Source organism: Streptomyces sp. SID5469, from assembly GCF_009862865.1.
Taxonomy (GTDB): Bacteria; Actinomycetota; Actinomycetes; order Streptomycetales; family Streptomycetaceae; genus Streptomyces; species Streptomyces avermitilis.
This window is the reverse complement of the sequence record NZ_WWIN01000001.1, coordinates 8,153,234-8,178,809: the sequence shown is the minus strand read 5'-3', so window position 1 is coordinate 8,178,809 and position 25,576 is coordinate 8,153,234. Positions and strand designations below refer to the sequence as shown.

The following is a 25,576-nucleotide window of genomic DNA, read 5'->3' as shown; positions in this document are numbered from 1 at the left end:
GGCACCGCCTCCGTTCCGCCTCTTCTGCTGTGCGGCGACTGTTCGAACACCGCCGCATCGCGCGGAACGTTACCGTATCGCGATCAGATGACCACTTCGACGCCCTCACCGGGAGCTTTACCTGACACCCGTTCGGATTCCAACGCCTGCTGAAGAATGATCACAGCGGCCGCCTGATCGATGACGGACCTGCCCTTCTTGGACTTCACGCCCGAGGCGCGCAGTCCCTGACTGGCCGTCACTGTGGTCATCCTCTCGTCCATGAGCCGCACCGGGACCGGTGCGATCACGCGGGCGAGCTCCTGGGCGAAGGCGCGGACCTTGACCGCGGCCGGGCCCTCGCCCCCCTTGAGGGAGCGAGGGAGCCCGAGGACGACCTCGATCGGTTCGTACTCCTCGACGAGTTGCTTCAACCGGCGATGAGCGGCCGGAACGTCACGCCCCGGGACCGTCTCCACCGGCGTCGCGAGGATCCCGTCGGGGTCGCACGAGGCGACCCCGATGCGGGCGTCCCCGACGTCGACCGCGAGCCGACGTCCTCTGCGCATACCCACTACCGTCTCTTACTTGGCGGTCTCGGTGACCAGGCGCTCGACGGCGTCGATGGCCTCCCCGATGGCGGCGGGGTTCTGGCCGCCGCCCTGGGCTACGTCCGGCTTGCCGCCACCGCCGCCGCCAAGGGTCTTGGCGGCCGCACGGACCAGGTCGCCGGCCTTGAGACCGCGCTCACGGGCGGCCTCGTTGGTGGCGATGACCGTCAGCGGCTTCCCGCCCACCGTGGTGAACAGGGCGACCACGGCGGGCCGTCCGCCCTGGATGCGGCCGCGCACGTCGAGGACCAGCCTGCGCAGGTCGTCGGCGGTCGTGCCGTCCGGGACCTGGCCGGTGACCAGCGCGATTCCGCGGACGTCCTTGGCGGAGTCGACGAGACCGGCGGCGGCCTGGAGCACCTTCTCCGCGCGGAACCTCTCGATCTCCTTCTCGGCGTCCTTCAGCTTGCCGAGCATGGCGGAGACCTTCTCCGGCAGCTCCTCCGGACGGCCCTTGACCAGCTCCTGGATCTGGGCGACGACCGTGTGCTCCCGGGCGAGGAAGTTGTACGCGTCGACGCCGACCAGGGCTTCGATACGGCGCACACCGGAGCCGATGGAGGATTCGCCGAGCAGCTTCACCAGGCCCAGCTGAGCGGTGTTGTGGACGTGCGTACCGCCGCACAGCTCCTTGGAGAAGTCGCCGATGGTGACGACCCGCACGCGCTCGCCGTACTTCTCGCCGAACTCGGCGATGGCGCCCTGCTTCTTGGCCTCGTCGATGCTCATGACCTCGGCCTGGACGTCCAGGTCGCGGGCGAGCACCTCGTTGATCTGCTGCTCGACGTCGGTCATCACGGTCGTGGGTACCGCCGACGGGGAGCCGAAGTCGAAGCGGAAGCGGCCGGGCTGGTTCTCGGAACCGGCCTGGGCGGCCGTCGGGCCGAGGGCGTCGCGCAGGGCCTGGTGCGTGAGGTGCGTGGCCGAGTGGGCGCGGGCGATGGCCTTGCGACGGCGGACGTCGATGGAGACCTGGGCCTTGGCTCCGACGGTGACTTCGCCGACCTGGACGACGCCCTTGTGGACGTACACGCCCGGGACCGGCTTCTGGCAGTCGCGGACCTCGATGATCGCGCCGCTCTCCACCTTGATGCGGCCGGTGTCGCCGATCTGGCCACCGCCCTCGGCGTAGAACGGGGTGCGGTCCAGGACGATCTCGACCTCGTCGCCCTCGGTGGCGGCGGGCGAGGAGACACCGTCGACGAGGATGCCGACGATCGTGGACTCGCCCTCGGTCTGCGTGTAGCCGATGAAGTCGGTCTCGCCGGCGGCGTCGGCGATCTCGCGGTAGGCACCGAGGTCGGCGTGGCCGGTCTTCTTGGACTGGGCGTCGGCCTTGGCGCGCTCCCGCTGCTCCTTCATCAGGCGGCGGAAGCCGTCCTCGTCCACGGAAAGGCCCTGTTCGGCGGCCATTTCGAGGGTGAGGTCGATCGGGAAGCCCCAGGTGTCGTGGAGCAGGAAGGCCTTGTCGCCGGGCAGGACCTGGCCGCCGGAGGCCTTGGTCTCCGTGACGGCGGTGTCGAGGATGTTCGTGCCGGCCTTCAGCGTCTTGAGGAAGGCGGCCTCCTCGGCGAGGGCCACCGTCTCGATGCGCTGACGGTCGGAGATGAGCTCCGGGTACTGCTGGCCCATCATCGCGATCACGACGTCGACGAGGTCCTTGACGACCGGACCGGTGGCGCCGAGCAGACGCATGTTGCGGATGGCGCGGCGCATGATGCGGCGCAGCACGTAACCACGGCCCTCGTTGCCCGGCGTGACGCCGTCACCGATGAGCATCACGGACGTACGCATGTGGTCGGTGACCACGCGCAGCGAGACGTCGGAGCCGTGGGCGGCACCGTACTCGACGCCGGTCAGCTCGGTGGCCTTCTGGATGACGGCCATGGAGGTGTCGATCTCGTACATGTTCTGCACACCCTGCAGAATCATGGCGAGGCGTTCCATGCCGAGGCCGGTGTCGATGTTCTTCTGCGGCAGGTCGCCGAGGATCTCGAAGTCGTCCTTCGAGGTGCCCTCGCCGCGCTCGTACTGCATGAAGACCAGGTTCCAGATCTCCACGTACCGCTCGTCGTTGACGGCCGGGCCGCCCTCGACGCCGAACTCGGGGCCGCGGTCGTAGTTGATCTCGGAGCACGGGCCGCAGGGGCCGGGGACGCCCATGGACCAGTAGTTGTCCTTCTTGCCGAGGCGCTGGATGCGCTCGGCCGGGACGCCGATCTTGTCGCGCCAGATGGTCTCGGCCTCGTCGTCGTCGAGGTAGACCGTGATCCACAGGCGCTCCGGGTCGAGCCCGTAACCACCCTTGTCCTGGGGCGTGGTGAGCAGCTCCCAGGCGTAGGTGATGGCGCCTTCCTTGAAGTAGTCGCCGAAGGAGAAGTTGCCGCACATCTGGAAGAACGTGCCGTGGCGCGTGGTCTTGCCGACCTCTTCGATGTCGGGCGTGCGCACGCACTTCTGCACGCTGGTGGCGCGCGGCCACGGCGGCTTGACCTCACCGAGGAAATACGGCTTGAAGGGGACCATGCCCGCGGGAACCAGGAGCAGAGTCGGGTCGTCCGCGATGAGCGACGCCGAGGGGACGACGGTGTGACCGCGCTCCTCGTAGAAGCTCAACCAGCGGCGGCGAATCTCGGCCGACTCCATCAGTGGTCCTCATTCCGGTTGTGCGAGTACGTCGACCTCTCGACGTACCTCGGGTCCTTGCTGTACTTCGGGTTGTTGCTGTTCTCGATGGCGGCGATGCGCCGCGGGCCCGGGAGTTCGGGGTCCGCGTCGATCCCGAGCACCTCGCCGAGCTCGGCCTCCCGCTGGGCCATGCCGTCGCGGACGTCGAGTGCGAAGTCCCTGAGTTTGTGGCCCGCCTCGATCGCCTTGTTCGCGGCCTGCGCGGCGAGGCTCTCGGGCGTCAGCTGCTTGAGCTTGCGGTTGACCTTGGTGGTGGCCCACACACCGGCGGCAGCGCCCGCGGTGAACCAGAACGTACGGCGGAACATCGCTGCGTCAGTCCCTCTTATTCCGGTTGTCCCGCTTCTCGCGTCGCGCGGACGGGACGGGGCGGCCCACGATCACGGTACGCCGGGGCGTCTTGGGGGGCACGTTCTCGCGGCGGCTGCCGAGCGCCCGGCGCACGCCGTAGCCGAACGCCGCGACCTTGACCAGGGGGCCGCCGAAGGTGGAGGCGACGGTGGTCGACAGCGCCGACGCGTTCGACGTGACCTCCTGGACGTCCGAGGCGATGGCGTCGACCCGCTCGATCTGGGTCTGGGCGGAGCGCACGGCCGTCGAGGCGTCCGCGAGGAGCGGCACCGCCTGGTCGGTCACGTCCGCGACGAGTTTGGTGGTCGCCTTGAGCGTCTGGGCCAGCCTCGCCAGCGCGACGGCGAGGAAGGAGACCAGGATCGCCCAGAAGACGGCCACCAGGATCCCGGCCACCTCTCCACCGGACACTGTGTGCACCCGCTCCCTGGATCATGCCTGAACATCGAAAGTCGTTGCCCGAGCCTATCGCGCCGGGGCGGCCGCTCCGTACCGCATTACGGTCCCGGACATGCGTCAGCCCGCCGGCTCGCCCACCACGAAGGGCGGGGAGACGACGGGCTGACGCGAAGGTGGTGCTGCGTCCGCCGAAGAATCAGCGGGCGTAGTACTCGACGACGAGCTGCTCGTCGCAGATCACCGGGATCTCCTTGCGGTTCGGCTCGCGGTCCAGGCGGAAGGCCAGGGCGCGGAGGTTCACCTGGAGGTAGCGCGGGGTCTCGCCGTCGGGGGCGAAGCCACCCTCACGGGCAACCTCGAACAGCGGCTTCTGACGGCTGCGCTCACGCACCATGACGACGTCGTCCGGCTTGACGCGGAAGGACGGCTTGTCGACCTTCTGGCCGTTGACCTCGATGTGGCCGTGGACGACCATCTGGCGGGCCTGGTAGATCGTGCGGGCGATGCCCGAACGCAGGACCAGCGCGTCGAGACGGCGCTCGAGCTCGATGACCAGGGCCTCACCGGTCTTGCCCTGCGTCTTGGCGGCACGCTCGTAGGCGCGGACGAGCTGGCGCTCGGACACGTCGTACTGCGCGCGCAGACGCTGCTTCTCGAGCAGACGGACCTTGTAGTCCGAGTTCTGCTTGCGGCCGCGGCCGTGCTCGCCCGGCGGGTAGGGGCGGGCCTCGAAGTACTTGACGGCCTTCGGGGTCAGCGCGATGCCGAGGGCACGCGACTTCTTGACCTTGGGGCGGGACTGATTCGCCACTGTCTTTTTCTCTTTCCTGGATTCGGCTCACCAGAGTTAAAGGAGGTCGCATCCGCAGCCTGGGAAACCCCGCGGGTCCTTGCGGACCTGCCGGGCAGCCGCTCCCTGGTCTGGGCACATACGTGCAGCACGCGAGTGGCCCACCGACCGATCCCGGTACCGGGTGGTGGTGGGCTGCCCGCGACACCTTCGACGGTGCGCGACGCTCCTGGAATCCCCGCGGTGAGGCGGGGGCTCCGGCTGGATGTCCCGTTTGGTGATGTCGACCGGAGTCGGACACGGGACTCAGCGCTGCGAGCCATCGTACAGGGCGATCAGGGCCGTCCTCGACCGAGGTGCTTCCTGGTCCACTCCACCGCGTCCGCGTAGCGCGCCTCGGCGCCGTGCCGGGTGGGTGTGTAGTACTCCCGGTCCTTGAGCTCCTCCGGGGCGTACTGCTGGGCGGCGATGCCCTCGGGCAGGTCGTGCGGGTACACGTACCCCTGGGCGTGCCCGAGCTTGGCCGCGCCCTTGTAGTGCCCGTCCCGCAGGTGGAGCGGCACGGGTCCCGCATGGCCCTTGCGTACGTCCTCCATGGCGGCGCCGATCGCCATGGTCGCGGCGTTGGACTTCGGCGCCAGGGCGAGGGCGATCGTCGCGTGGCTGAGGGTGAGGGCGGCCTCCGGGAAGCCGATCATGGCGACGGCCTGGGCGGCGGCGACCGCCGTCGGCAGCGCGTGGGGATCGGTCAGGCCGATGTCCTCACTGGCGGAGATCATCAGGCGCCGGGCGATGAAGCGGGGGTCCTCGCCGGCCTCGATCATCCGGGCCAGATAATGCAGCGCGGCGTCCACGTCCGAGCCGCGGATGGACTTGATCAGCGCGCTCGCCACGTCGTAGTGCTGGTCGCCGTCGCGGTCGTACTTCACGGCGGCGCGGTCGACGGTCTCCTCCAGGGTCTGGAGGCCGATCTCCGGCTCGCCCTTGTCGAGTGCCGCGCCGGCCGCGGCCTCCAGGGCGGTCAACGCGCGGCGGGCGTCTCCGCCGGCGATCCGGAGCAGGTGTTCCTCGGTGTCGGCGGGGAGGGTGACGGCCTCCTTGAGACCGCGCTCGTCGGTGAGCGCCCGGCGCAGCAGTCCGCGCAGGTCGTCGTCGGTGAGCGGTTCGAGGGTGAGGAGCAGGGAGCGGGACAGGAGCGGGGAGATCACCGAGAAGTACGGGTTCTCCGTGGTCGCGGCGATCAGCGTCACCCAGCGGTTCTCGACGGCCGGGAGCAGGGAGTCCTGCTGGGCCTTGCTGAAGCGGTGGATCTCGTCGAGGAAGAGGACGGTCTCCTTGCCGAAGCCGCCGGTGGCGCGGCGGGCGCCGTCGATGACCGCGCGCACCTCCTTCACGCCCGCGGTGATCGCCGACAGCTCCACGAAGCGCTTGTTGGTGGCCTTGGAGACCACGTACGCCAAGGTCGTCTTGCCGGTGCCGGGCGGGCCCCAGAGGATCACCGAGGACGGTCCGGCCGGGCCTCCACTGCCTTCCCCGACCAGTCTGCGCAGGGGTGAGCCCGGCTTCAGCAGATGCTGCTGACCCACGACCTCGTCGAGGGTGCGCGGGCGCATCCGCACCGCCAGGGGGCTGCTGGACGGGTCCTTCTCCTGGCGTTCTTCTGCTGCGGCGGTAAACAGGTCGGGCTCCACTCGCAAAACCCTATGTCACGCCACTGACAATCCCGCCGGGGCCGGGAAGCCCCGGGGATCCGGCGGGGGTCAGCCGGTCCAGAAGTCCCACCAGCGCGTCAGGATCAGCATGCCGATGATCCCGATGTGCATGACCGGCAGCACCCAGGTGAACTCGCCGAAGAAGCTCTTCAGCCAGCGGGGCGCGGGCAGGAAGTCGTTGCGGACGTTGAACGAGGTCACGTACCAGAACATGAGGATCGTGGCGACCCACGCCAGCGAGCACCACAGGCACAGCGAGTTGATCCGGTACAGCGACTGGAACTGCAGCCAGGTGCAGAAGCCGACGCCGAACAGCGTGCCGGCGTTGAAGGTCAGCCAGTACCAGCGCGGGAAGGTGGCCCGCGCGAGCAGGCTCACACCGACGCAGATCACCATGCCGTAGGCGACGAGCCCCAGCATCGGGTTGGGGAACCCGAAGGCGGAGGCCTGCTCGCTCTTCATGATGTTGCCGCAGGAGACGACCGGGTTCAGGCTGCAGCCGGGAACGAAGTTCGGGTTCTCCAGCAGCTTGAACTTGTCGATCGTGATGACCCATGCGGCGAGCAGCCCGGCCGCACCGGTGATCACCAGCAGCAGACCGAACGCGCGACTGCCGCCCACCGTCCGTGGTGTGTCGGCAGCTTCCGGCTCGGTGGAGACGTTCTTGACTCGCGTCTTGCTCATCACGCCGATTCCGTCACTTGAGAGTTGGGCCTGCGGGCATGGTCATTGTGCCGCACGCGCACGCGTGTCCACCGTTCGATGGACATAAGGAGGTACGCGCGATCGGCCCGGAGCGTTCGGTTCCACGGAGGCTTAGCAAGCGGTGCGGCGACGTGGCCGCGGTGGACGGCATCGACCTCGGGATCCGGCCGGGCGAGGCATTCGGCCTGCTCGGACCCGGTGGCGTGGGCCGGAGCGGCACGGTGGGAACCGTCCGGGGCAGCCGCGGCCGGGACGCGGGCGAGGTGTCCGTGCCCGGCACCGGCCCGCGGCAGGGGATGTGCGGGGTGGCTCTCAGGCGTCGAAATCGTCCGGCAGGACGAATCCGCGCCCGCGGGGTTGACGGCCCGCGAGACCGTACGGCCTTTCGCCCCCTCCTGCCCGAGGCCACGGGACCCGGTCGACGAGGAGCCCGGTGGCTGTGCGTCGGACAGCCGACCGTGGGGAACCCTCCGCTGCGGTCGTTCGGGCAGGTCGCCGATGACGAAGGCCCCAGGCGCCGTTGGCACCTGGGGCCCGTGCAGCCGGTGGTCAGCCGAGCCGTGCCTCGAGCTCCGCCACGATCTCGTTCACCCCGACCGCCGTCTGCTCGCCGGACTCCATGTCCTTGAGCTGCACGACACCCTCGGCGAGATCCCGCTCCCCCGCCACGACCGTGTACCGCGCCCCGCTCCGGTTCGCGTTCTTCATCGCGCCCTTCAGGCCCTTCCCGCCGTACGCGAAGTCCGCCGCGATGCCCACCTTCCGCAGCTCGGTGACCTTGGCGAACAGGATCCGCCGGGCCTCCTCCCCGAGCGGCACCGCGAACACGCTGGTGGACGAGGGGAGTTCGAGCTCGACGCCCTCCGCCTCCAGGGCGAGGACCGTGCGGTCGACGCCCAGCGCCCAGCCGACGGACGGCAGCGCGGGGCCGCCGATCATCTCCGACAGTCCGTCGTAGCGGCCGCCGCCGCCCACCGCGGACTGGGAGCCCAGACCGTCGTGGACGAACTCGAAGGTCGTACGCGTGTAGTAGTCCAGACCGCGCACCAGCTTCGCGTCGTCCTCGAAGGAGACACCCGCCGCAGTGATCAGCTCGCGCACCTCCTCGTGGTACGCCTTGCACGCGTCGCACAGGTAGTCCCGCAGCAGCGGAGCGCCCCCGAGCTGCTTCTGGACGTCCTCCCGCTTGTCGTCGAGGACCCGCAGCGGGTTGATCTCGGCGCGGCGGAGGGTGTCCTCGTCCAGGTCGAGGCCGCGCAGGAAGTCCTGCAGCGCGGCCCGGTAGACCGGGCGGCACTCCTTGTCGCCCAGGGAGTTGAGGAGGATCCGGAAGTTGCGCAGACCCAGCGAGCGGTACGACTGGTCCGCCAGGATGATCAGTTCGGCGTCGAGCGCCGGGTCCTCGGCGCCGATCGCCTCGGCGCCGACCTGCGAGAAGTGCCTGTAGCGGCCCTTCTGGGGGCGCTCGTAGCGGTAGTACGAACCCGAGTACCAGAGCTTGACCGGCAGGTTGCCCGCCTTGTGCAGGTTGGCCTCCAGGGCCGCGCGCAGCACGGAGGCGGTGCCCTCGGGGCGCAGGGCCAGCCTGTCGCCGCCCTTGGTCTCGAAGGCGTACATCTCCTTGGTCACGATGTCGGTGGACTCACCGACACCGCGCGCGAACAGCTCGACGTTCTCGAAGCCGGGCGTCTCGATGTAGCCGTAACCGGAGTTGCGCAGCGGGGCGGCGATGGCCTCGCGCACGGCGAGGTACTTCGCGCTGTCCGGAGGAATCAGGTCGTACGTGCCCTTGGGGGCCTTGAAGGTGCTCACGGAAAGTCTCTCGTCACATTCCTCGTCGGGGAGCGTCCACGCTCCCGAGGCCGGCGGCCACCTGCCGCAGATAGGGGTTGGTGGCGCGCTCCTGGCCGATGGTCGTCTGGGGGCCGTGGCCGGACAGCACCACGGTCGAGTCGTCGAGCGGCAGGCACACGCGGGTCAGCGAGCCGAGCATGTCGTCCATGTCGCCGCCGGGCAGGTCGGTGCGTCCGATGGAGCCGGCGAACAGCAGATCCCCGGAGAAGAACACGGACGGAATGTCCGCGCTCTCGGGCATCGTGAAGGTCACCGACCCCTTGGTATGGCCGGGCGCGTGCGCGACGGAGAGGTCGAGGCCCGCGAGCTTCAGCCCGGCGCCGTCGGCCAGTTCCCGCACGTCGTCCGGCTCCCCCACGGTCAGTTCGCCCATGAGCGGCATGCCGATGGAACGGCCGAGCGCCTTCTCGGGGTCGCTCATCATGTACCGGTCCGCGGGATGGATCCAGGCCGGTACGTCGTGCGCGCCGCACACCGGGACGACCGAGGCCACATGGTCGATGTGGCCATGGGTGAGGACGACGGCGACGGGCTTGAGCCGATGCTTCTTGAGCGCGTCCTCGACTCCCTGGGCGGCCTGATGGCCCGGGTCGATGATCACGCACTCCTCACCCGCGGCGGGGGCGACCAGATAACAGTTGGTCCCCCAGGCCCCGGCGGGGAACCCGGCAATGAGCACGATCGTCCTTCGTGGTGTCGTACGAGGTTGTGTCGTACAGCGGTGGGTGGCTGTGGCTCAGAGCCTACCGGCGCTGCCGATTCCTCAGCGAACCCATATACGGTACGGGGCACACGCAGGCGGTCGGCTCACAAGACGCACGCGTCCCACTTGACGTACGAGACGCATGAGGAGAAACCCGGTGGTCACCCAGGAACAGCGGCGACGTCAGCTCGCCCGGGAGAAGTTCTTGCGGCAGCAGCAGCGGCGTACGGCCGCGCGGCGCAAGACACGGATGCGCAACACGGTGGTCGCCTCGGTCCTGGGCGTCGTCGTGGTGGGCAGCGTGGTGTCGTACGCGACCGGGGTCTTCAAGGACGACGGCAAAAAGGCCAACGCGGGCGCGGAGGTGTCCCCGAGCCCCTCGCCGAGCAAGGCGCCGGACCCGTGCGAGAAGGCCGCCGCGGGCAAGGTGAAGTCGCTGAGCTGGAAGAAGGAGCCGGCGGTCACCATCGACAAGTCCGCCGACTACACGATGAAGATGGCGACGACCTGCGGCGACATAGACATCGCCCTGAAGACGGCGCAGGCCCCGCACACGGTGAACTCCTTCAGCTTCCTCGCGGGCAAGGGGTTCTTCGACCACACCAAGTGCCACCGGCTCACCACGAACGGCATCTACGTGCTGCAGTGCGGTGACCCGAAGGGCACCGGAAGCGGCGGCCCCGGCTACACGATCCCGGACGAGAACCTCAAGGACAAAACCCTGAAGGGCGGCATGTACCCGGCGGGCACGGTGGCCATGGCCAACACCGGCCAGAAGCACACGGGCGGCAGCCAGTTCTTCCTCGTCTACCAGGACAGTCAGCTGCCGGCCAGCTACACCCCCTTCGGGACGATCTCCACGTCGGGCATGAAGGTGCTGAAGAAGATCGCCGCGGCCGGTGAGAGCACTGGCCAGGGCGACGGGGCGCCCAACGCGACGGTCGTGGTCAACAGGGCGACCGTGACGAAATCCTGACCGTCAACTGCGAAACTTCGGTCGCGCTGGATGCGGACAGCCGCCGTGCTGGTCGCCTATGTTGGCCGTGACGAAACTGTGGACGATGCCCGGGGGTGCTGAGGCCCCCCGCAGGCATCATGTGGAGGAGGCGCTGTGAGCAGCGACCCGTGGGGCCGCGTCGACGAGACGGGGACCGTGTACGTGCGTACGGCCGACGGCGAGCAGGTCGTCGGTTCCTGGCAGGCCGGCTCCCCTGATGAGGCACTGGCCTACTTCGAGCGCAAGTACGAGGGCTTGGTTGTCGAGATCGGCCTCCTCGAAAAGCGAGTGAAGACCACCGACCTGTCGGCGAAGGACGCCCAGACCGCCATCGACCATATTCGCGAACAGGTGGACGCCCACCACGCGGTCGGCGATCTGGACGTACTGCGCAAGCGGCTGGACAAGCTCGTCGAGACCGTCGCGGCACGCCGTGAGGAGCGCAAGGCGCAGCGGGCGAAGCAGTCCGACGAGGCGCGGCACGCCAAGGAGTCGCTGGTCGTCGAGGCGGAGGAGCTGGCCCAGTCCGACCAGTGGCGGGCCGCCGGTGAGCGGCTGCGTTCGCTGGTGGACACCTGGAAGGGGCTGCCGCGGCTCGATCGCAAGTCGGACGACGAGTTGTGGCACCGCTTCTCGCACGCCCGCTCGGCGTTCTCCAAGCGCCGCAAGGCGCACTTCGCCTCGCTGGACGCGCAGCGGGAGGACGCCCGCAAGGCCAAGGAGAAGCTGGTCGCGGAGGCCGAGGCGCTGTCCGGCTCGACGGACTGGGGTCCGACGGCGGCACGCTACCGCGAGCTGATGGGCGACTGGAAGGCCGCGGGCCGGGCCCAGCGCGAGCACGAGGACGACCTGTGGAACCGCTTCCGCGGTGCCCAGGACGTGTTCTTCGCGGCTCGTAGCTCGGTCTTCGCGGAGCGGGACGCCGAGCAGTCCGAGAACCTGAAGCTCAAGGAGGAGCTGGCCGAGGAGGCGGAGAAGTTGCTGCCGATCTCGGACCTGAAGGCGGCCCGCGCGGCCTTCCGCTCCCTCAACGAGCGGTGGGAGGCCATCGGCCATGTGCCGCGGGACGCCCGCCCGAAGGTGGAGGGCCGGATGCATGCGGTGGAGCGTGCCCTCCAGGAGTCCGAGGAGGTGGAGTGGCGCCGGACGAACCCGGAGGCACGCGCGCGTGCCGAGGGTCTGACCGGTCAGCTCCAGGCCGCCGTGGACAAGCTCCAGGGCCAGATCGAGGCGGCGCGCTCCGCGGGCAACAACGCCAAGGCCGACAAGCTCCAGAAGGAGCTGGACGGCCGCCAGGCGCTGCTGGACCAGGCGCTGAAGGGTCTGCACGAGTTCGGCGGCTGAGTTTCTGACGCTGCTACGTAGAGGGGCTCCCGTACGGCGTGTACGGGAGCCCCTCTACGTAGTGGCCGATCGGTGCCGGTCGGCAGTGACTGGTCGGCAGTGGCTGGCCGACGGCGGCGCGCCGATGGCGCGACTCAGGCGTCGGAGGGCCTCCGGGCCGAGGTCACCCGGTACACGTCGTACACGCCCTCCACGCCCCTGACCGCCTTCAGGACGTGTCCCAGGTGCTTCGGGTCGCCCATCTCGAAGGTGAAGCGGGACGTGGCGACCCGGTCGCGGGACGTCTGAACGGCCGCCGACAGGATGTTGACGTGCTGGTCGGACAGGACGCGGGTGACGTCCGACAGGAGCCGGGAGCGGTCCAGCGCCTCCACCTGGATGGCGACCAGGAAGACCGAGGACTGGGTCGGCGCCCACTCGACCTCGAGGATGCGCTCGGGCTCGCGGGACAGTGACTCAATGTTCACGCAGTCGTTGCGGTGAACCGATACGCCGCTACCGCGGGTGACGAAGCCGATGATGGGGTCGCCGGGGACGGGCGTGCAACAGCGGGCCAGCTTGACCCACACGTCGTCGACGCCCTTGACGACGACACCCGGGTCGGCGTTGGAGCGGCGCTTGCGGCCGCGGCCACGGGCCGGCGGGACGCTCTCGTCGATCTCCTCGGTGGCCGCTTCCTCGCCGCCGAGCGCCTGCACCAGCTTCTGCACGACGCTCTGCGCGGCGACGTGGCCCTCGCCGATGGCCGCGTAGAGGGACGAGATGTCGGGGTAGCGCATCTCGTGCGCGAGCGTCACCAGCGAGTCCCCGGTGAGGATGCGCTGGATCGGCAGGTTCTGCTTGCGCATCGCCCGCGCGATCGCGTCCTTGCCCTGCTCGATCGCCTCGTCGCGCCGCTCCTTGGAGAACCAGGCGCGGATCTTGTTGCGGGCGCGCGGCGACTTCACGAAGCCCAGCCAGTCGCGGGACGGGCCCGCTCCGGCCGCCTTCGAGGTGAAGACCTCCACCAGGTCGCCGTTGTCCAGGGTGGACTCGAGGGGTACGAGGCGTCCGTTGACCCTCGCTCCTATGGTCCGGTGGCCGACCTCCGTATGGACGGCGTACGCGAAGTCAACCGGCGTCGCTCCGGCCGGCAGCGCTATGACGTCGCCCTTCGGGGTGAAGACGAAGACCTCGTTGCGCGACAGGTCGAAGCGCAGGGACTCCAGGAACTCGCTCGGGTCCTCGGTCTCCTTCTGCCAGTCGAGCAACTGGCGCAGCCACGCCATGTCGTTGACGGCGTCCTTGTCCTTGCCCACGCTCTTCGGGGCGTCCGTGCGCACCTTGGAGGCGCCGGCGGAGGGCTCCTGCTTGTACTTCCAGTGCGCGGCGATGCCGTACTCGGCGCGGCGGTGCATGTCGAACGTACGGATCTGGAGTTCGACGGGCTTGCCGTTGGGCCCGATGACCGTCGTGTGCAGCGACTGGTACATGTTGAACTTGGGCATCGCGATGTAGTCCTTGAACCGGCCGGGGACCGGGTTCCATCGCGCGTGCACCGTGCCGAGCGCCGCGTAGCAGTCGCGGACGGTGTCCACGAGGACGCGGATGCCCACCAGGTCGTAGATCTCCGCGAAGTCACGGCCGCGGACGATCATCTTCTGGTAGACGCTGTAGTAGTGCTTCGGGCGGCCGGTGACCGTCGCCTTGATGCGGGCCGCGCGCAGGTCGGACTGGACCTCGTCGGTCACTATGGCGAGGTACTCGTCGCGCTTGGGGGCGCGCTCGGCGACCAGGCGGACGATCTCGTCGTACATCTTGGGGTAGAGGATCGCGAAGGCGAGGTCCTCCAGCTCCCACTTGATGGTGTTCATGCCCAGGCGGTGGGCGAGCGGCGCGTAGATCTCGAGGGTCTCGCGCGCCTTCTTCTCCTGCTTCTCGCGCTTGAGGTAGCGCATGGTGCGCATGTTGTGCAGGCGGTCGGCGAGCTTGATGACCAGGACGCGCGGGTCCTTGGCCATGGCGACGACCATCTTGCGCACGGTCTCGGCCTGCGCGGCCTCGCCGAACTTGACCTTGTCCAGCTTGGTGACGCCGTCGACCAGGAGGGCGACCTGGTCGCCGAAGTCACGGCGGAGGGTGTCGAGGCCGTACTCGGTGTCCTCGACGGTGTCGTGCAGCAGGCCCGCCATGAGGGTCGCCGGGTCCATGCCCAGCTCGGCGAGGATGGTGGTGACGGCGAGCGGGTGCGTGATGTACGGGTCGCCGCTCTTGCGCTTCTGGCCGCGGTGCCAGCGCTCGGCGACCTGGTAGGCGCGCTCGATCTGGCGCAGCGTCGACGTCTCGATCTTCGGGTCGTTGCTGCGCACTATCCGCAGCAACGGCTCCAGAACCGGGTTGTACGGGTTGGAGCGCTGGACGCCGAGACGGGCGAGGCGGGCGCGTACGCGGTTGGAGGAGCCGCCGGAGCGGGCCGGCTGGCCTGTGGTGGCACGCGCCGCGGGCGTGGCTGCGGGGCGCTCGGGAGGAGCGGGGGTGGCGGACTTGGGGCGGGGCTGCTCTGCCGCCTTGTCGCCGGGCGCGGACGGGGCACGCTCGACCGGCCCCTGCGCGGCGTTCTTCGCGGGCGTGGCCGCGGGGCCCGAAGTCTGGTCGGGCTTGGCGGCGGTGAGTGGCTGGGCCTCGTCTGGCAAGAGGGCTCCTCGTGCGCGTTCCGGGTCCCCCGGTCAGGCTCCGGAGATCCCATGGTAGCGATCCCGGGCTCCGGGCTCGCCTTCAGGCCGCTGGGACGGCCGTCAACAGAAGAAACGCAAGAGGCGGGCGCCGGATTCCTCCGGGCCCGCCTCGCGGTGCGCTGCGGCCGTCCCAGGCCGTGCCCGGCGGCGCTCCACGGACTGCCCCAGGCCCTTGCCCGGAGCGTCCTACGAACCGTCCCAGGCCTCGCCCAGGGGCGTCCTACGGGTGCCCTGGGCCATGCCCGGCGGCCTTCTGCCGGCCGTCCACAGCTGCCCGCTGGCGCCCTGCGACCCCGGTGGCCTGTCCGGGAGGGCCACTGCGGCCCTCCCATGCCTTGCCCAGGCGCCTCCTACCAGGTGTCCTGGGCCATGCCCGGCGGCCTCCTGCCGGCCATCACAGACGCCCACCGGCGCCCTACGGCCCCCAGTGGCTTGTCCGGGAGGGCCAACTGCGGCCCTCCCCCGGCACGTCCTACACAGGCGCCCCGAGCCATGCCCCACGGCCTCCTGCCGGCCATCACAGACGCCCGCTGGCGCCCTACGGCCCCCGCGGCCTGTCCCGGGGCTACCGCGGCCCTCCCAGGCCTGACCAGCAGTGTGTCGTCTGAGCCATACCTCCAGGCTCTGCCCGGTGGTGTCCTGGGGCCGTCCCAGGCCTTGCCCGGCGGTGTTCTGCGGCCGGGCAAGGTCCTGCGTGCGGTTTTCCGCGTGCTGCCTCAGATCTGGAGCAGTGCTTCCAGCGGGGCGCCGGCCAGGGCCGGCTCCAGCCGTGCCCGGCCGCCCAGGAAGCCCAGCTCCATGAGCACGGAGACGCCCGCGACCTCGGCGCCCGCCCGGCGGATGAGCTGGAGCGAGGCCTCGGCGGTGCCGCCGGTGGCGAGGACGTCGTCGACGACCATGACGCGGTCGCCCGCGACCAGGTCCTCGGCGTGCACCTCGATCTCGGCGGAGCCGTACTCCAGGTCGTACGACTGGCTGAGGGTCGCTCCGGGGAGCTTGCCCGCCTTGCGTACGGGGATGAAGCCGACACCCGCCTGAACGGCGGCCGGGGCGCCCAGAATGAAGCCGCGGGCCTCCAGGCCGACGATCTTCGTGGCGCCGTGCCGCACGGTGAGCTCGGCCAGCGCACCGGTCAGCGCGGTGAACGCCGCCGGGTCGGCCAGCAGCGGCGTGATGTCCTTGAACACCACGCCCGGCTCCGGGTAGTCACGAACGTCACGGATACGGCTGAGCAGCAGCTCCGTGATGTTGACGAGCTCGGTCATCGGCGCTTCCCCGAGGGTCGGCCGCGGCCCCGGTTGCGGGACGCGGGCTGGTTGCGCGGACCCACGACCGCGGGGGCGGCGTCGTCCGGCTCGTCGCAGGACTGACCGACGACCTCGGCGTCCTCGCCCTTGGCGGCGGCCTGGGCCCGCTTGGCCAGGACGCGCTTCCTGAGGGCCTTCATCTGCGGCTCGCGCTCCTTGAGGTCGGCGACGAGCGGCGTGGCGATGAAGATCGAGGAGTACGCGCCGGCCGCGAGACCGACGAACAGCGACAGCGAGATGTCGTTGAGCGTGCCCGCGCCGAGCACGCCACCGCCGATGAACAGCAGGCCCGCGACCGGCAGAAGCGCGACCACCGTGGTGTTGATGGAGCGGACCAGAGTGCTGTTGATCGAGCGGTTGGCGACATCGCTGTAGGTCCAGCGAGTCTGCTTGGTGAGGTCCTTCGTCTGCTCCTTGAGGCTGTCGAAGACGACGACCGTGTCATAGAGCGAGTAACCGAGGATCGTGAGCAGACCGATGACCGTACCGGGCGTCACCTCGAAGCCGACGAGGGCGTAGATGCCGACCGTGATGGTGATGTCGTGGATCAGCGCGACCAGGGCCGCGACCGCCATCCGCCACTCGAAGGCGATCGCCAGGTAGATCACGACCAGGATCATGAAGATCACCAGGCCTTGCCAGGCCTTGTTGGCGATCTGCTCACCCCAGCTGGGGCCGACCAGGTCGGCGTTGATCTTCTCCGAGTCGACCTTCAGGTTCTGGGAGAGCTCGGCCTTGATCTGGTCGGACTTGCCGGTGTCCACACCGGCGATCTGCACGCGCAGACCGCCCGAGCCGAGCTTCTGCACGATCGCGTCGTGGCCGGACGCCTCCTCCGCGTACCTCTCGGCCTGCGACACGGAGACGCTGGTCTTGGGGGTGGTGAAGACCGCTCCGCCCTGGAACTCGATGCCCATGTTCAGGCCGCGCACCGTCAGGCCGAGGATGGCCGTGATGGTGATCAGGATCGAGATGCCGTACCAGATCTTGCGGTTGCCGACGAAGTCGTAGCCGACCTCGCCTCGGTGGAGCCGGGCGCCGAGGTTGCCGAGCTTCGACATCTCACGCCTCCTTCGGGTCGGCGGGGGCGGAAGGACGTCGGGTGCGCCGCAATGGCGGCTGGGCACCGAGGCGCTTCGGGTCGAGGCCGGACCAGCTGTGACCGTTCGCGAAGAACTGCTTGCGGGCGAGGATCGTCATCAGCGGCTTGGTGAAGAGGAAGACGACGACCACGTCGAGCACGGTGGTCAGACCCAGCGTGAACGCGAAGCCCTGGACCTTGCCGACGGTCACGATGAACAGCACCGCGGCGGCGAGGAACGACACGAAGTCGGAGACCAGGATGGTGCGCCGGGCACGCGGCCAGGCTCGCTCGACGGCGGGCCGCAGCGTACGGCCCTCACGGATCTCGTCCCTGATGCGTTCGAAGAACACGATGAACGAGTCCGCTGTGATACCGATGGCGACGATCGCACCGCAGACCGCCGGCAGGTTCAGCGCGAAGTGGATCGTCGGGCCGAGCAGGGTCATGATCGCGTAGGTCAGGGCCGCGGAGACCAGCAGCGAGGCGATGGCGATGAGCGACAGGCCCCGGTAGTAGAGCACCAGGTAGATGACGACCAGGGCCAGGCCGATCGCGCCCGCGATCAGGCCGGCGTGCAGCTGCTCGCCGCCGAGCGCGGCGGTGACGGTGGTGACGCTCTGCTCCCGGAACGAGAGCGGGAGCGCGCCGTAGGACAGCACGTTGGCCAGGTCCTTGGCCTCCGTCTGGTCGAAGCTGCCGGAGATCTCCGCGTTACCGCCGGTCAGCGCCTCGCTGACACGCGGGTCGGAGACGACCGAGCCGTCGAGGACGATGGCGAACTGGTTCTGCGGTTCCTGGTTCTTCGCCAGCTTGCCCGTGATGCTCGCGAACTTCTTGGACCCCCCGGACGTGAAGTCCATGGTGACCTTCCAGCCCGCGCCACTTTGGGTGTCGTAGACCGCCGAGGCCTTCTTCACGTCGGTGCCGGCGACCTCGGCCGGGCCGAGCACGTACTTCTGCCACTGGCCCCCCGAGTTCGTGCCGCAGGCCAGGGTGGTGTCGGTGGGCTTGGCGCCCTCACCGGCCTTGGCGCGCTGCCCCTCCTTGCGGCAGTCGAGCGCGGTGTACGCGGCCTGGAGCTTGGCGGCCTCGGCCTCGGCGCCACTGCTCGCGGACGGGGAGGGGCTGGAGGATGCCTTGGCGGAGGCGGACGCCGAGTTGCTCGCGGACGGCGTGGGGTCGTCCTTCAGCGCGTCGGTGACCGCGCGGCCCTGCGAGGTGGCGGTGGCCGACGGGGTGCCGGAGGACGTCGCCTTCTCGGTGGCCTTGTCGGTGGCCTTCTTGGAGGAGCTGTTGGAGGCGCTGGGCGTCGGGCTGGCCGCGGCCGCACCGGAGACCTCGGTCGCGAGGACGGGGCGGAAGTAGAGCTTGGCGGTGGTGCCGACCTGCTTCCGGGCCTGCTCGGAGTTCGTGCCCTTGGGGATGTTGACGATGATGTTGCGATCGCCCTGGGTCTGGACCTCCGCCTCCGAAACGCCAAGACCGTTGACACGGCGGTTCATGATGTCGACCGCGGTGTTCATGTTGGTCTTGTTGATCGCGGATTCCTGGCCGCTCTTCGCCTCGAGCGTGATGCTCGTTCCGCCGGCGAGGTCGATGCCGAGACGCGGAGTGGTGTTTCCGGAGGCGAACATTCCCCCGGTGAGCGCCGCGATGGCGATCAGGATGAGGGCCAGCGAGCGCCCCGGCCTGCTCTGGGCGCTCGCGCTCCGGCCCTTCTTCGGTGCTGCCACCTTCTCGTACTCCCTCTCGGGCCGCCGCGCGCGGGGTCAGCGCGGGGGCGGCCATGCCATGGTGTCGGGATTCCGTGCGAGAGACCGCGCATCCCGGGCCGCACGGTGCGCGAGTGGCTCGCGTCGCGGTCCCGGGGCGTGACTACTTCGCGTCGGTCTCGCCGTCGGTCTTCTTCGGCTCTGCTTCGTCGGACTTCGCCTTGCCCGGCTCGTCGGCGGTGTCGTCCGCCGCGTCCTTCTTGCCGAGGTCGATGGGCTTGTCGTCGGAGGCGTCGGAAGAGGCGTCGGCGGCGGGCTCGTCGGTCTCGGTGAGGGAGGAGGCGTCGTCCGGCACGACCGTGCCGTCGGTCTTCAGGTCGTGCTCGATGCCGTGGACGATGCGGTTGTACTCGTCGTCGGTCAGGACGGCGCCGATGGAGTTCTTCGCGAAGAGCAGGTCGACGCCCGGGGCGGCGTCAAGGAGGACCGTGTCCTCGTTGACCTCCTTCACCGTCGCGTACAGGCCCCCGATCGTGCGGACGCCGGCGCCGGGCTGCATCTCATTACGCATCGACGCGGCCTGCTGCTGCTTGCGCTTGGCCGAGCGGGTCATCAGGAACATGGCCCCGATAAGCACGATGAACGGGAGGAGGGTCAAGGTATTCACGGGACGGAGTTTCCTTCGCACGACCGCGCGATGGGCGGCCTGGTGGATGGGGGTTGTCAGCGCCGCCCACAACGGCGGCATCGGCGGAGTCTAAGCGAGTCCGCACGCAAGGAACAACGCTCAGCATGGCACCGGGGTTCCTGCCGGTGCGAGTCCCGCGCCGTCACGCCCCGAACAGGTCCCCTTGTCCGTTTCCCCCGGTAGCCCGAGGGGGCGGGGTGAGGCCGAGGTGGGCCCAGGCGGCCGGTGTCGCGACCCGGCCACGGGGTGTGCGGGCGAGCAGTCCCTCCCGTACCAGGAAGGGCTCGGCGACCTCCTCGACGGTCTCGCGCTCCTCCCCCACCGCGACGGCGAGCGTGGACAGGCCGACCGGGCCGCCGCCGAACAGCTTCAGCAGGGCTTCGAGGACGCCGCGGTCCAGGCGGTCGAGGCCGCGGGCGTCCACCTCGTAGACCTTCAGCGCGGCCGCCGCGATCTCACGGGTGATGACGCCGTCCGCCTTGACCTGGGCGTAGTCCCGTACGCGGCGCAGCAGACGGTTGGCGATACGGGGCGTGCCCCGGGAGCGGCCCGCGATCTCGGCCGCGCCACGAGAGTCGATCTCGACGTCGAGCAGGCCGGCCGAGCGGTGGATCACGCGCTCCAGCTCGTGGGGCTCGTAGAACTCCATGTGTGCCGTGAAGCCGAAGCGGTCACGCAGCGGGGGCGGCAGCAGACCCGCGCGCGTGGTGGCGCCGACCAGGGTGAACGGGGGCAGTTCGAGGGGGATGGCGGTGGCGCCGGGGCCCTTGCCGACGATGACGTCGACGCGGAAGTCCTCCATGGCCATGTACAGCATCTCCTCGGCGGGCCGGGACATGCGGTGGATCTCGTCGAGGAAGAGGACCTCGCCCTCCTGGAGGGAGGAGAGGATCGCCGCGAGGTCGCCGGCGTGCTGGATGGCGGGGCCGCTGGTGATGCGGATCGGGGCGCCCATCTCGGCCGCGATGATCATGGAGAGGGTGGTCTTGCCGAGGCCGGGAGCGCCGGAGAGCAGTACGTGGTCGGAGGTCGCGCCACGCGCGCGTGCGGCCCGCAGGACGAGGTCGAGTTGCTCGCGGACCTTCTCCTGGCCGATGAACTCGTCCAGGTCCTTGGGCCGCAGGGCGGCCTCGACGGCCTGGTCCTCACGGTCGGCGGACGCGCCGACGAGCCGCTCGTCGGCGGTCGCGTCGGTCGTGTCGTCCCAGTTCACTGAAGTTCTCCTCGCCGTGGCGTGCCGGGTGATTCTGCCGGCCGGGGGTCCGGCCCGCGGCGGAGCCGCTGATGGGATGCCGCGCCCCCCGGTAGGACACCGCATTGCTTGTGCCTCGCGTGCCGGTGCCTTGCGGTCCCGTGGTCCGCGGCCCCGTGGTCCGACCGACGGTCAGCGGGTCCGGTTCAGGGTCTGCAGGGCGGCCTTCAGCAGCTGTCCCACCTGGGGTGTGCCCCCGGCGGCCTCGGCCTGGGGGGCGACCGCGGCGACCGCCTCGTCGGCCTCCCGGGTCGCGTACCCGAGGCCGATCAGCGCGGCGTGCAGCTGCTCGCGCCAGCCGGTGGTGACGGCCCTGCCGATCGCCGGGCCACCGGTGCCGAGGGGCTCGCCGAGCCGGTCCTTCAGCTCCAGCAGCAGCTTCTGGGCGCCCTTCTTGCCGATGCCGGGAACGGCGACGAGGGCCTTCTCGTCGCCGGTGGAGACGGCTCGGCGCAGCGCGTCAGGCGTGTGCACGGCGAGCATCGCCTGGGCGAGACGCGGTCCGACACCGCTCGCGGTCTGCAGCAGTTCGAAGACCTGGCGCTCGTCGTCGTCCACGAAGCCGTACAGGGTCAGTGAGTCCTCGCGTACGACGAGGGAGGTGGCGAGCTTGGCCTCCCGGCCCATGCGCAGCCCGGAGAGCGTGTTGGGGGTGCACTGGACGGCGATGCCGATGCCGCCGACCTCGACCACGGCGGAGTCGGGGGCGAGGGCGGCGACCGGGCCGCTGACGAAGGCGATCATGCGGTACGCCCTTTCGATGCGTGCAGGGCGACGGCCTGCTGAAGTCTGTTCTGGGCGGGGGCTCGCCAGATGTGGCAGATGGCGAGCGCGAGGGCGTCGGCGGCGTCGGCGGGCTTGGGCGGCGCGTCGAGCCGCAGCAGGCGGGTCACCATCGCGCCGACCTGGGCCTTGTCGGCGCGTCCGCTGCCGGTGACGGCGGCCTTGACCTCGCTGGGGGTGTGCAGGGCGACGGGGATGCCGCGGCGGGCCGCGCAGAGCATGGCGACCGCGCTGGCCTGGGCCGTGCCCATCACCGTACGCACGTTGTGCTGGCTGAACACCCGCTCCACGGCGACGCATTCGGGCCGGTACTCGTCGAGCCACTGCTCGATGCCCTGCTCGATGGCCACGAGCCGCAGGCCCAACTCGGCGTCCGCCGGGGTCCGTACGACGCCGACACCGCGCATGGTCAGGGGCCGGCCGGCGACTCCTTCGACCACGCCGACACCGCACCGGGTCAACCCGGGGTCAACGCCCAGTACCCGCACCCCAGCCCCCCCTTTTCCTGCGCCTGAGCCGCCGCCGCTCGCGCGGAGGTGGCTGATCGCCGTCGTTCGTCGATCGATGACGGCGATCCACGGACAGCGATCATCATCTGTCCTCGCCAGGCTATCCGTTGCCACCGACAACGACGGTGGGCCGGCAGGACATGTCCTGCCGGCCCACCGAAAGGAAACTCCCGCCGCTCAGGCGTCGACCTTCTCCATGACCTCGTCGCTGACATCGAAGTTGGCGAAGACGTTCTGCACGTCGTCGCTGTCCTCGAGCGCGTCGATCAGCTTGAAGATCTTCCGGGCGCCCTCCTCGTCGAGCTCGACCTGCATGGTCGGGACGAAGTTGGCGTCCGCCGAGTCGTAGTCGATCCCGGCGTCCTGGAGGGCGGTGCGGACCGCGACCAGGTCGGTGGCCTCGGAGACGACCTCGAAGGACTCACCGAGGTCGTTGACCTCCTCGGCGCCCGCGTCGAGCACGGCACCCAGGACGTCGTCCTCGCTCAGCTCGCCCTTGGGGACGATCACGACGCCCTTGCGGTTGAAGAGGTACGAGACGGAGCCCGGGTCGGCCATGTTGCCGCCGTTGCGGGTCATGGCGACGCGGACGTCCGAGGCGGCGCGGTTGCGGTTGTCGGTGAGACACTCGATGAGCACCGCGACACCGTTCGGGCCGTAACCCTCGTACATGATCGTCTCGTAGTCGGCGCCGCCGGCCTCGAGACCGGCACCACGCTTGACCGCGGAGTCGATGTTCTTGTTCGGGACCGAGCTCTTCTTGGCCTTCTGAATGGCGTCGAACAGCGTCGGATTGCCGGCCGGGTCGGCGCCGCCCGTACGGGCCGCGACCTCGATGTTCTTGATCATCTTCGCGAAGAGCTTGCCGCGCTTGGCGTCGATCACGGCCTTCTTGTGCTTCGTCGTAGCCCATTTAGAGTGGCCGGACATCTGCCTGTCTCCTTCGCGTAACCCATCCTGTACGAACTCCCCCAGACCTTAAACGCCCGGGAGGACCCCCGGAGATCCTACAAGGACTCCGGTGTCCGGTTCGCGCGCACCATGTCGACGAAGAGGCCGTGCACGCGGTGGTCGCCGGTCAGTTCCGGGTGGAACGACGTGGCGAGCGCGTTGCCCTGGCGTACGGCGACGATGTGGCCGCCGTGCTCGGCGAGCACCTCGGCCTCGGCACCCACGGACTCGACCCAGGGGGCGCGGATGAAGACGCCCTCGACAGGATCGCCCCCGACGCCCTTGACGTCGACCGTCGCCTCGAAGGACTCGTTCTGACGTCCGAAGGCGTTGCGGCGCACGATCATGTCGATGCCGCCGATGGTCTCCTGACCCGAGCGCGGGTCGAGGATCTTGTCGGCGAGCATGATCATGCCGGCGCAGGTGCCGTAGACGGGCATGCCGCCGCGCACGCGCGCGCGGAGGGGTTCCATCATGCCGAAGAGATGGGCCAGCTTGGAGATGGTGGTGGACTCGCCGCCGGGTATGACGAGGCCGTCGACCTCGGCGAGTTCCTCGGGGCGCCTCACCTCCCTGGCCACGGCGTCGGCCGCGGCCAGGGCGATCAGGTGCTCCCGTACGTCGCCCTGCAGAGCCAGGACGCCTATCACGGGGGTGTTCATCGGTGTGGGTGCCTTACCAGCCGCGGTTGGCGTAGCGCTCGGCCTCGGGGAGGGTGTCGCAGTTGATGCCGACCATGGCCTCGCCCAGGTTGCGCGACGCGTCCGCGATGATCTTGGGGTCGTCGTAGAAGGTGGTGGCCTTCACGATGGCGGCGGCGCGCTTGGCCGGGTCGCCGGACTTGAAGATGCCGGAGCCGACGAAGACGCCCTCGGCACCGAGCTGGCGCATCAGCGCGGCGTCGGCCGGGGTGGCGACGCCACCGGCGGAGAACAGCACGACCGGCAGCTTGCCGAGCTCGGCGACCTCCTTGACGATCTCGTACGGGGCGCGCAGCTCCTTGGCGGCGGCGTACAGCTCGTTGTTGTCGTAGCCGCGCAGCCTGGCGATCTCGTTCTTGATCTGGCGCAGGTGGCGCACGGCCTCGACGACGTTGCCGGTGCCGGCCTCGCCCTTGGAGCGGATCATGGCGGCACCCTCGGCGATGCGGCGCAGGGCCTCACCGAGGTTGGTGGCACCACACACGAACGGCGTGGTGAACGCCCACTTGTCGGAGTGGTTGACCTCGTCGGCCGGGGTGAGGACCTCGGACTCGTCGATGTAGTCGACGCCGAGGGACTGGAGCACCTGGGCCTCGACGAAGTGGCCGATGCGGGACTTGGCCATGACCGGGATGGACACCGCGCTGATGATGCCCTCGATCATGTCGGGGTCGGACATGCGGGCCACGCCGCCGTCCTTGCGGATGTCGGCCGGGACCCGCTCCAGGGCCATGACGGCGACGGCGCCCGCATCCTCGGCGATCTTCGCCTGCTCGGGCGTGACAACGTCCATGATCACGCCGCCCTTGAGCTGCTCGGCCATGCCGCGCTTCACTCGGGCGGTGCCGGTCTCGGGGGCCTGTGCGGGGACGGAGAGCGTGCTGGACACGGGTTGACCTCACTCGGTGAAAGGGGGGGTTCTGCAGCCCCGAGGAAACGCGAGTGGACCAGGCCACAGCAAGGGCCAATGAGGAGGCGGTGGCTCATTTTCCCGGCACACCTGGTGAAGATGCTGGTCAGGCGCTATGTCGTCGGGCGGTCGGCCAGGGCCACCGGCGGCTCGTCGTCCATTTCGAAGGCCATCGGGAACGGCGCGTGCCCGGCCAGCCGGAACCACCGCACCTTGCGATGGCGGCGCAGCGCACGAGCGGCGCGTACGGAGTCGTTGTGGAAGCGCCGGGCCATCGGCACCCGCCGCACCGCCTGCGCCAGCTCGTTCGCCGCCTCCTCGCCCCCCGGGGCCTCCCGGACCACCTCCACCTGCTGCTGCTCCCCGAAGACGGCCCGCAACGCCTGGCTCAGCTCGCTCTCGGCGACCTCGCGCTGCTCCTCCTCGGCCTGCCGGGCCGCGTGGGCCGCCTCGTACAGCACGATCGAGGCGGCCGGATCGAGCACCCCGGCAGTCGCCAGTTCCTGGGCGACGGAGGCACGGCGCAACAGTTGGGCGTCCAACGCGGCGCGGGCGGCGTCGATCCGGGCGTGCAGCCGGTCGAGCCGCCCCGCGGTCCAGCTGAGGTAGAGGCCGATCGCGAAGAGGCCGACGAGGATCCAGATGAGGGTTGCGGTCACGGGCGGCAAGGCTACCGGGGCCCGGCCGCGGCTCCGCGCGGCGCCGGACGGAGCACGCGGTCACCGGTCCGCGAGGCACCGGACGCGGCGCCCGGTCGACGAGTCGGGGGTGTTCCTGGAGCGGGCGGCGACGCGGTACCGGTCGCGGTACGAGGCGTGGCACAGGCAGGAGA

23 protein-coding genes and 1 pseudogene are annotated in these 25,576 nt (G+C 69.9%); 2 read left to right on the top strand and 22 right to left on the bottom strand.

The features are described 5' to 3' along the window. Positions 1-83: 83 nt before the first annotated feature. From ruvX to GTY58_RS35530, 9 genes are all read right to left on the bottom strand, one after another. Positions 84-548, bottom strand: a complete 465-nt coding sequence (gene ruvX, locus GTY58_RS35570; protein ID WP_037646577.1) for a Holliday junction resolvase RuvX — start codon at positions 546-548, stop codon at positions 84-86. Between the two features lie 15 nt (positions 549-563). Beyond that, positions 564-3,236 carry an alanine--tRNA ligase gene (gene alaS, locus GTY58_RS35565; protein ID WP_010988248.1) on the bottom strand — a complete coding sequence of 891 codons (2,673 nt, stop codon included), beginning with the start codon at positions 3,234-3,236 and terminating at the stop codon, positions 564-566. After that, complete coding sequence (locus GTY58_RS35560) at positions 3,236-3,586, bottom strand: DUF6167 family protein (protein ID WP_010988247.1); 351 nt, start codon at positions 3,584-3,586, stop codon at positions 3,236-3,238. Before GTY58_RS35560 ends, alaS begins: the two co-directional genes overlap by 1 nt. A gap of 7 nt (positions 3,587-3,593) precedes the next feature. Further along, a complete protein-coding gene (locus tag GTY58_RS35555) occupies positions 3,594-4,040 on the bottom strand; it encodes a DUF948 domain-containing protein (protein ID WP_037646574.1) in 447 nt (148 codons plus the stop codon). 184 nt (positions 4,041-4,224) lie between these two features. After that, positions 4,225-4,839 carry a 30S ribosomal protein S4 gene (gene rpsD / locus GTY58_RS35550; protein WP_010988245.1) on the bottom strand — a complete coding sequence of 205 codons (615 nt, stop codon included), beginning with the start codon at positions 4,837-4,839 and terminating at the stop codon, positions 4,225-4,227. 314 nt (positions 4,840-5,153) lie between these two features. Beyond that, on the bottom strand, positions 5,154-6,509 hold the full coding sequence (locus tag GTY58_RS35545) for a replication-associated recombination protein A (protein ID WP_037646572.1): 1,356 nt from the start codon (positions 6,507-6,509) through the stop codon (positions 5,154-5,156). A gap of 69 nt (positions 6,510-6,578) precedes the next feature. Further along, positions 6,579-7,214: a vitamin K epoxide reductase family protein gene (locus GTY58_RS35540; protein WP_037646568.1), complete on the bottom strand. Its 636-nt coding sequence runs from the start codon at positions 7,212-7,214 to the stop codon at positions 6,579-6,581. A 570-nt stretch (positions 7,215-7,784) separates the two neighbouring features. Then, positions 7,785-9,047: a histidine--tRNA ligase gene (hisS, locus tag GTY58_RS35535; protein WP_010988242.1), complete on the bottom strand. Its 1,263-nt coding sequence runs from the start codon at positions 9,045-9,047 to the stop codon at positions 7,785-7,787. A gap of 13 nt (positions 9,048-9,060) precedes the next feature. Further along, positions 9,061-9,768 (bottom strand): MBL fold metallo-hydrolase, encoded by a 708-nt coding sequence (locus GTY58_RS35530; protein ID WP_010988241.1) that lies wholly within the window; start codon positions 9,766-9,768, stop codon positions 9,061-9,063. Between the two features lie 181 nt (positions 9,769-9,949). Between GTY58_RS35530 and GTY58_RS35525 the strand changes: the two genes are divergently transcribed. After that, entirely contained in the window at positions 9,950-10,768 is an 819-nt protein-coding gene (locus GTY58_RS35525; RefSeq protein WP_037646565.1) for a peptidylprolyl isomerase, read from the top strand. Positions 10,769-10,903: 135 nt separating this feature from the next. Next, positions 10,904-12,133 (top strand): DUF349 domain-containing protein, encoded by a 1,230-nt coding sequence (locus tag GTY58_RS35520; protein WP_010988239.1) that lies wholly within the window; start codon positions 10,904-10,906, stop codon positions 12,131-12,133. Positions 12,134-12,267: 134 nt separating this feature from the next. Here GTY58_RS35520 and GTY58_RS35515 read toward each other — a convergent pair whose 3' ends face one another. The 13 genes and pseudogenes from GTY58_RS35515 to GTY58_RS35455 all read right to left on the bottom strand — a co-directional run. Continuing rightward, a complete protein-coding gene (locus tag GTY58_RS35515) occupies positions 12,268-14,805 on the bottom strand; it encodes a bifunctional (p)ppGpp synthetase/guanosine-3',5'-bis(diphosphate) 3'-pyrophosphohydrolase (protein ID WP_010988238.1) in 2,538 nt (845 codons plus the stop codon). A gap of 758 nt (positions 14,806-15,563) precedes the next feature. Then, positions 15,564-16,112, bottom strand: a complete 549-nt coding sequence (locus tag GTY58_RS35510; RefSeq protein ID WP_010988237.1) for an adenine phosphoribosyltransferase — start codon at positions 16,110-16,112, stop codon at positions 15,564-15,566. Next, entirely contained in the window at positions 16,109-17,215 is a 1,107-nt protein-coding gene (gene secF, locus GTY58_RS35505) for a protein translocase subunit SecF (RefSeq protein ID WP_010988236.1), read from the bottom strand. Before secF ends, GTY58_RS35510 begins: the two co-directional genes overlap by 4 nt. Position 17,216: 1 nt before the next feature. Next, positions 17,217-18,971 carry a protein translocase subunit SecD gene (gene secD / locus GTY58_RS35500; protein ID WP_010988235.1) on the bottom strand — a complete coding sequence of 585 codons (1,755 nt, stop codon included), beginning with the start codon at positions 18,969-18,971 and terminating at the stop codon, positions 17,217-17,219. Between the two features lie 142 nt (positions 18,972-19,113). Next, on the bottom strand, positions 19,114-19,617 hold the full coding sequence (gene yajC / locus GTY58_RS35495) for a preprotein translocase subunit YajC (protein WP_010988234.1): 504 nt from the start codon (positions 19,615-19,617) through the stop codon (positions 19,114-19,116). Positions 19,618-19,780: 163 nt separating this feature from the next. After that, positions 19,781-20,851: a Holliday junction branch migration DNA helicase RuvB gene (gene ruvB / locus GTY58_RS35490; protein ID WP_010988233.1), complete on the bottom strand. Its 1,071-nt coding sequence runs from the start codon at positions 20,849-20,851 to the stop codon at positions 19,781-19,783. A gap of 171 nt (positions 20,852-21,022) precedes the next feature. Continuing rightward, positions 21,023-21,634, bottom strand: a complete 612-nt coding sequence (gene ruvA / locus GTY58_RS35485; protein WP_010988232.1) for a Holliday junction branch migration protein RuvA — start codon at positions 21,632-21,634, stop codon at positions 21,023-21,025. Beyond that, positions 21,631-22,161, bottom strand: coding sequence for a crossover junction endodeoxyribonuclease RuvC (gene ruvC, locus GTY58_RS35480; protein ID WP_010988231.1), 531 nt, complete (start codon positions 22,159-22,161; stop codon positions 21,631-21,633). The genes ruvA and ruvC overlap by 4 nt, the downstream gene beginning before the upstream one ends. A gap of 198 nt (positions 22,162-22,359) precedes the next feature. After that, the gene (locus tag GTY58_RS35475) at positions 22,360-23,112 is read right to left on the bottom strand and encodes a YebC/PmpR family DNA-binding transcriptional regulator (RefSeq protein WP_010988230.1); all 753 of its coding nucleotides are present in this window, start codon (positions 23,110-23,112) and stop codon (positions 22,360-22,362) included. Positions 23,113-23,189: 77 nt separating this feature from the next. Further along, a complete protein-coding gene (gene pdxT / locus GTY58_RS35470; RefSeq protein WP_010988229.1) occupies positions 23,190-23,795 on the bottom strand; it encodes a pyridoxal 5'-phosphate synthase glutaminase subunit PdxT in 606 nt (201 codons plus the stop codon). Between the two features lie 13 nt (positions 23,796-23,808). Next, complete coding sequence (gene pdxS, locus GTY58_RS35465; RefSeq protein ID WP_010988228.1) at positions 23,809-24,723, bottom strand: pyridoxal 5'-phosphate synthase lyase subunit PdxS; 915 nt, start codon at positions 24,721-24,723, stop codon at positions 23,809-23,811. A gap of 134 nt (positions 24,724-24,857) precedes the next feature. Beyond that, positions 24,858-25,403, bottom strand: coding sequence for a hypothetical protein (locus tag GTY58_RS35460; RefSeq protein ID WP_037646559.1), 546 nt, complete (start codon positions 25,401-25,403; stop codon positions 24,858-24,860). Between the two features lie 60 nt (positions 25,404-25,463). After that, positions 25,464-25,574 (bottom strand): annotated as a pseudogene (locus tag GTY58_RS35455) (formylglycine-generating enzyme family protein); the annotation flags it as partial. Positions 25,575-25,576: the final 2 nt, after the last annotated feature.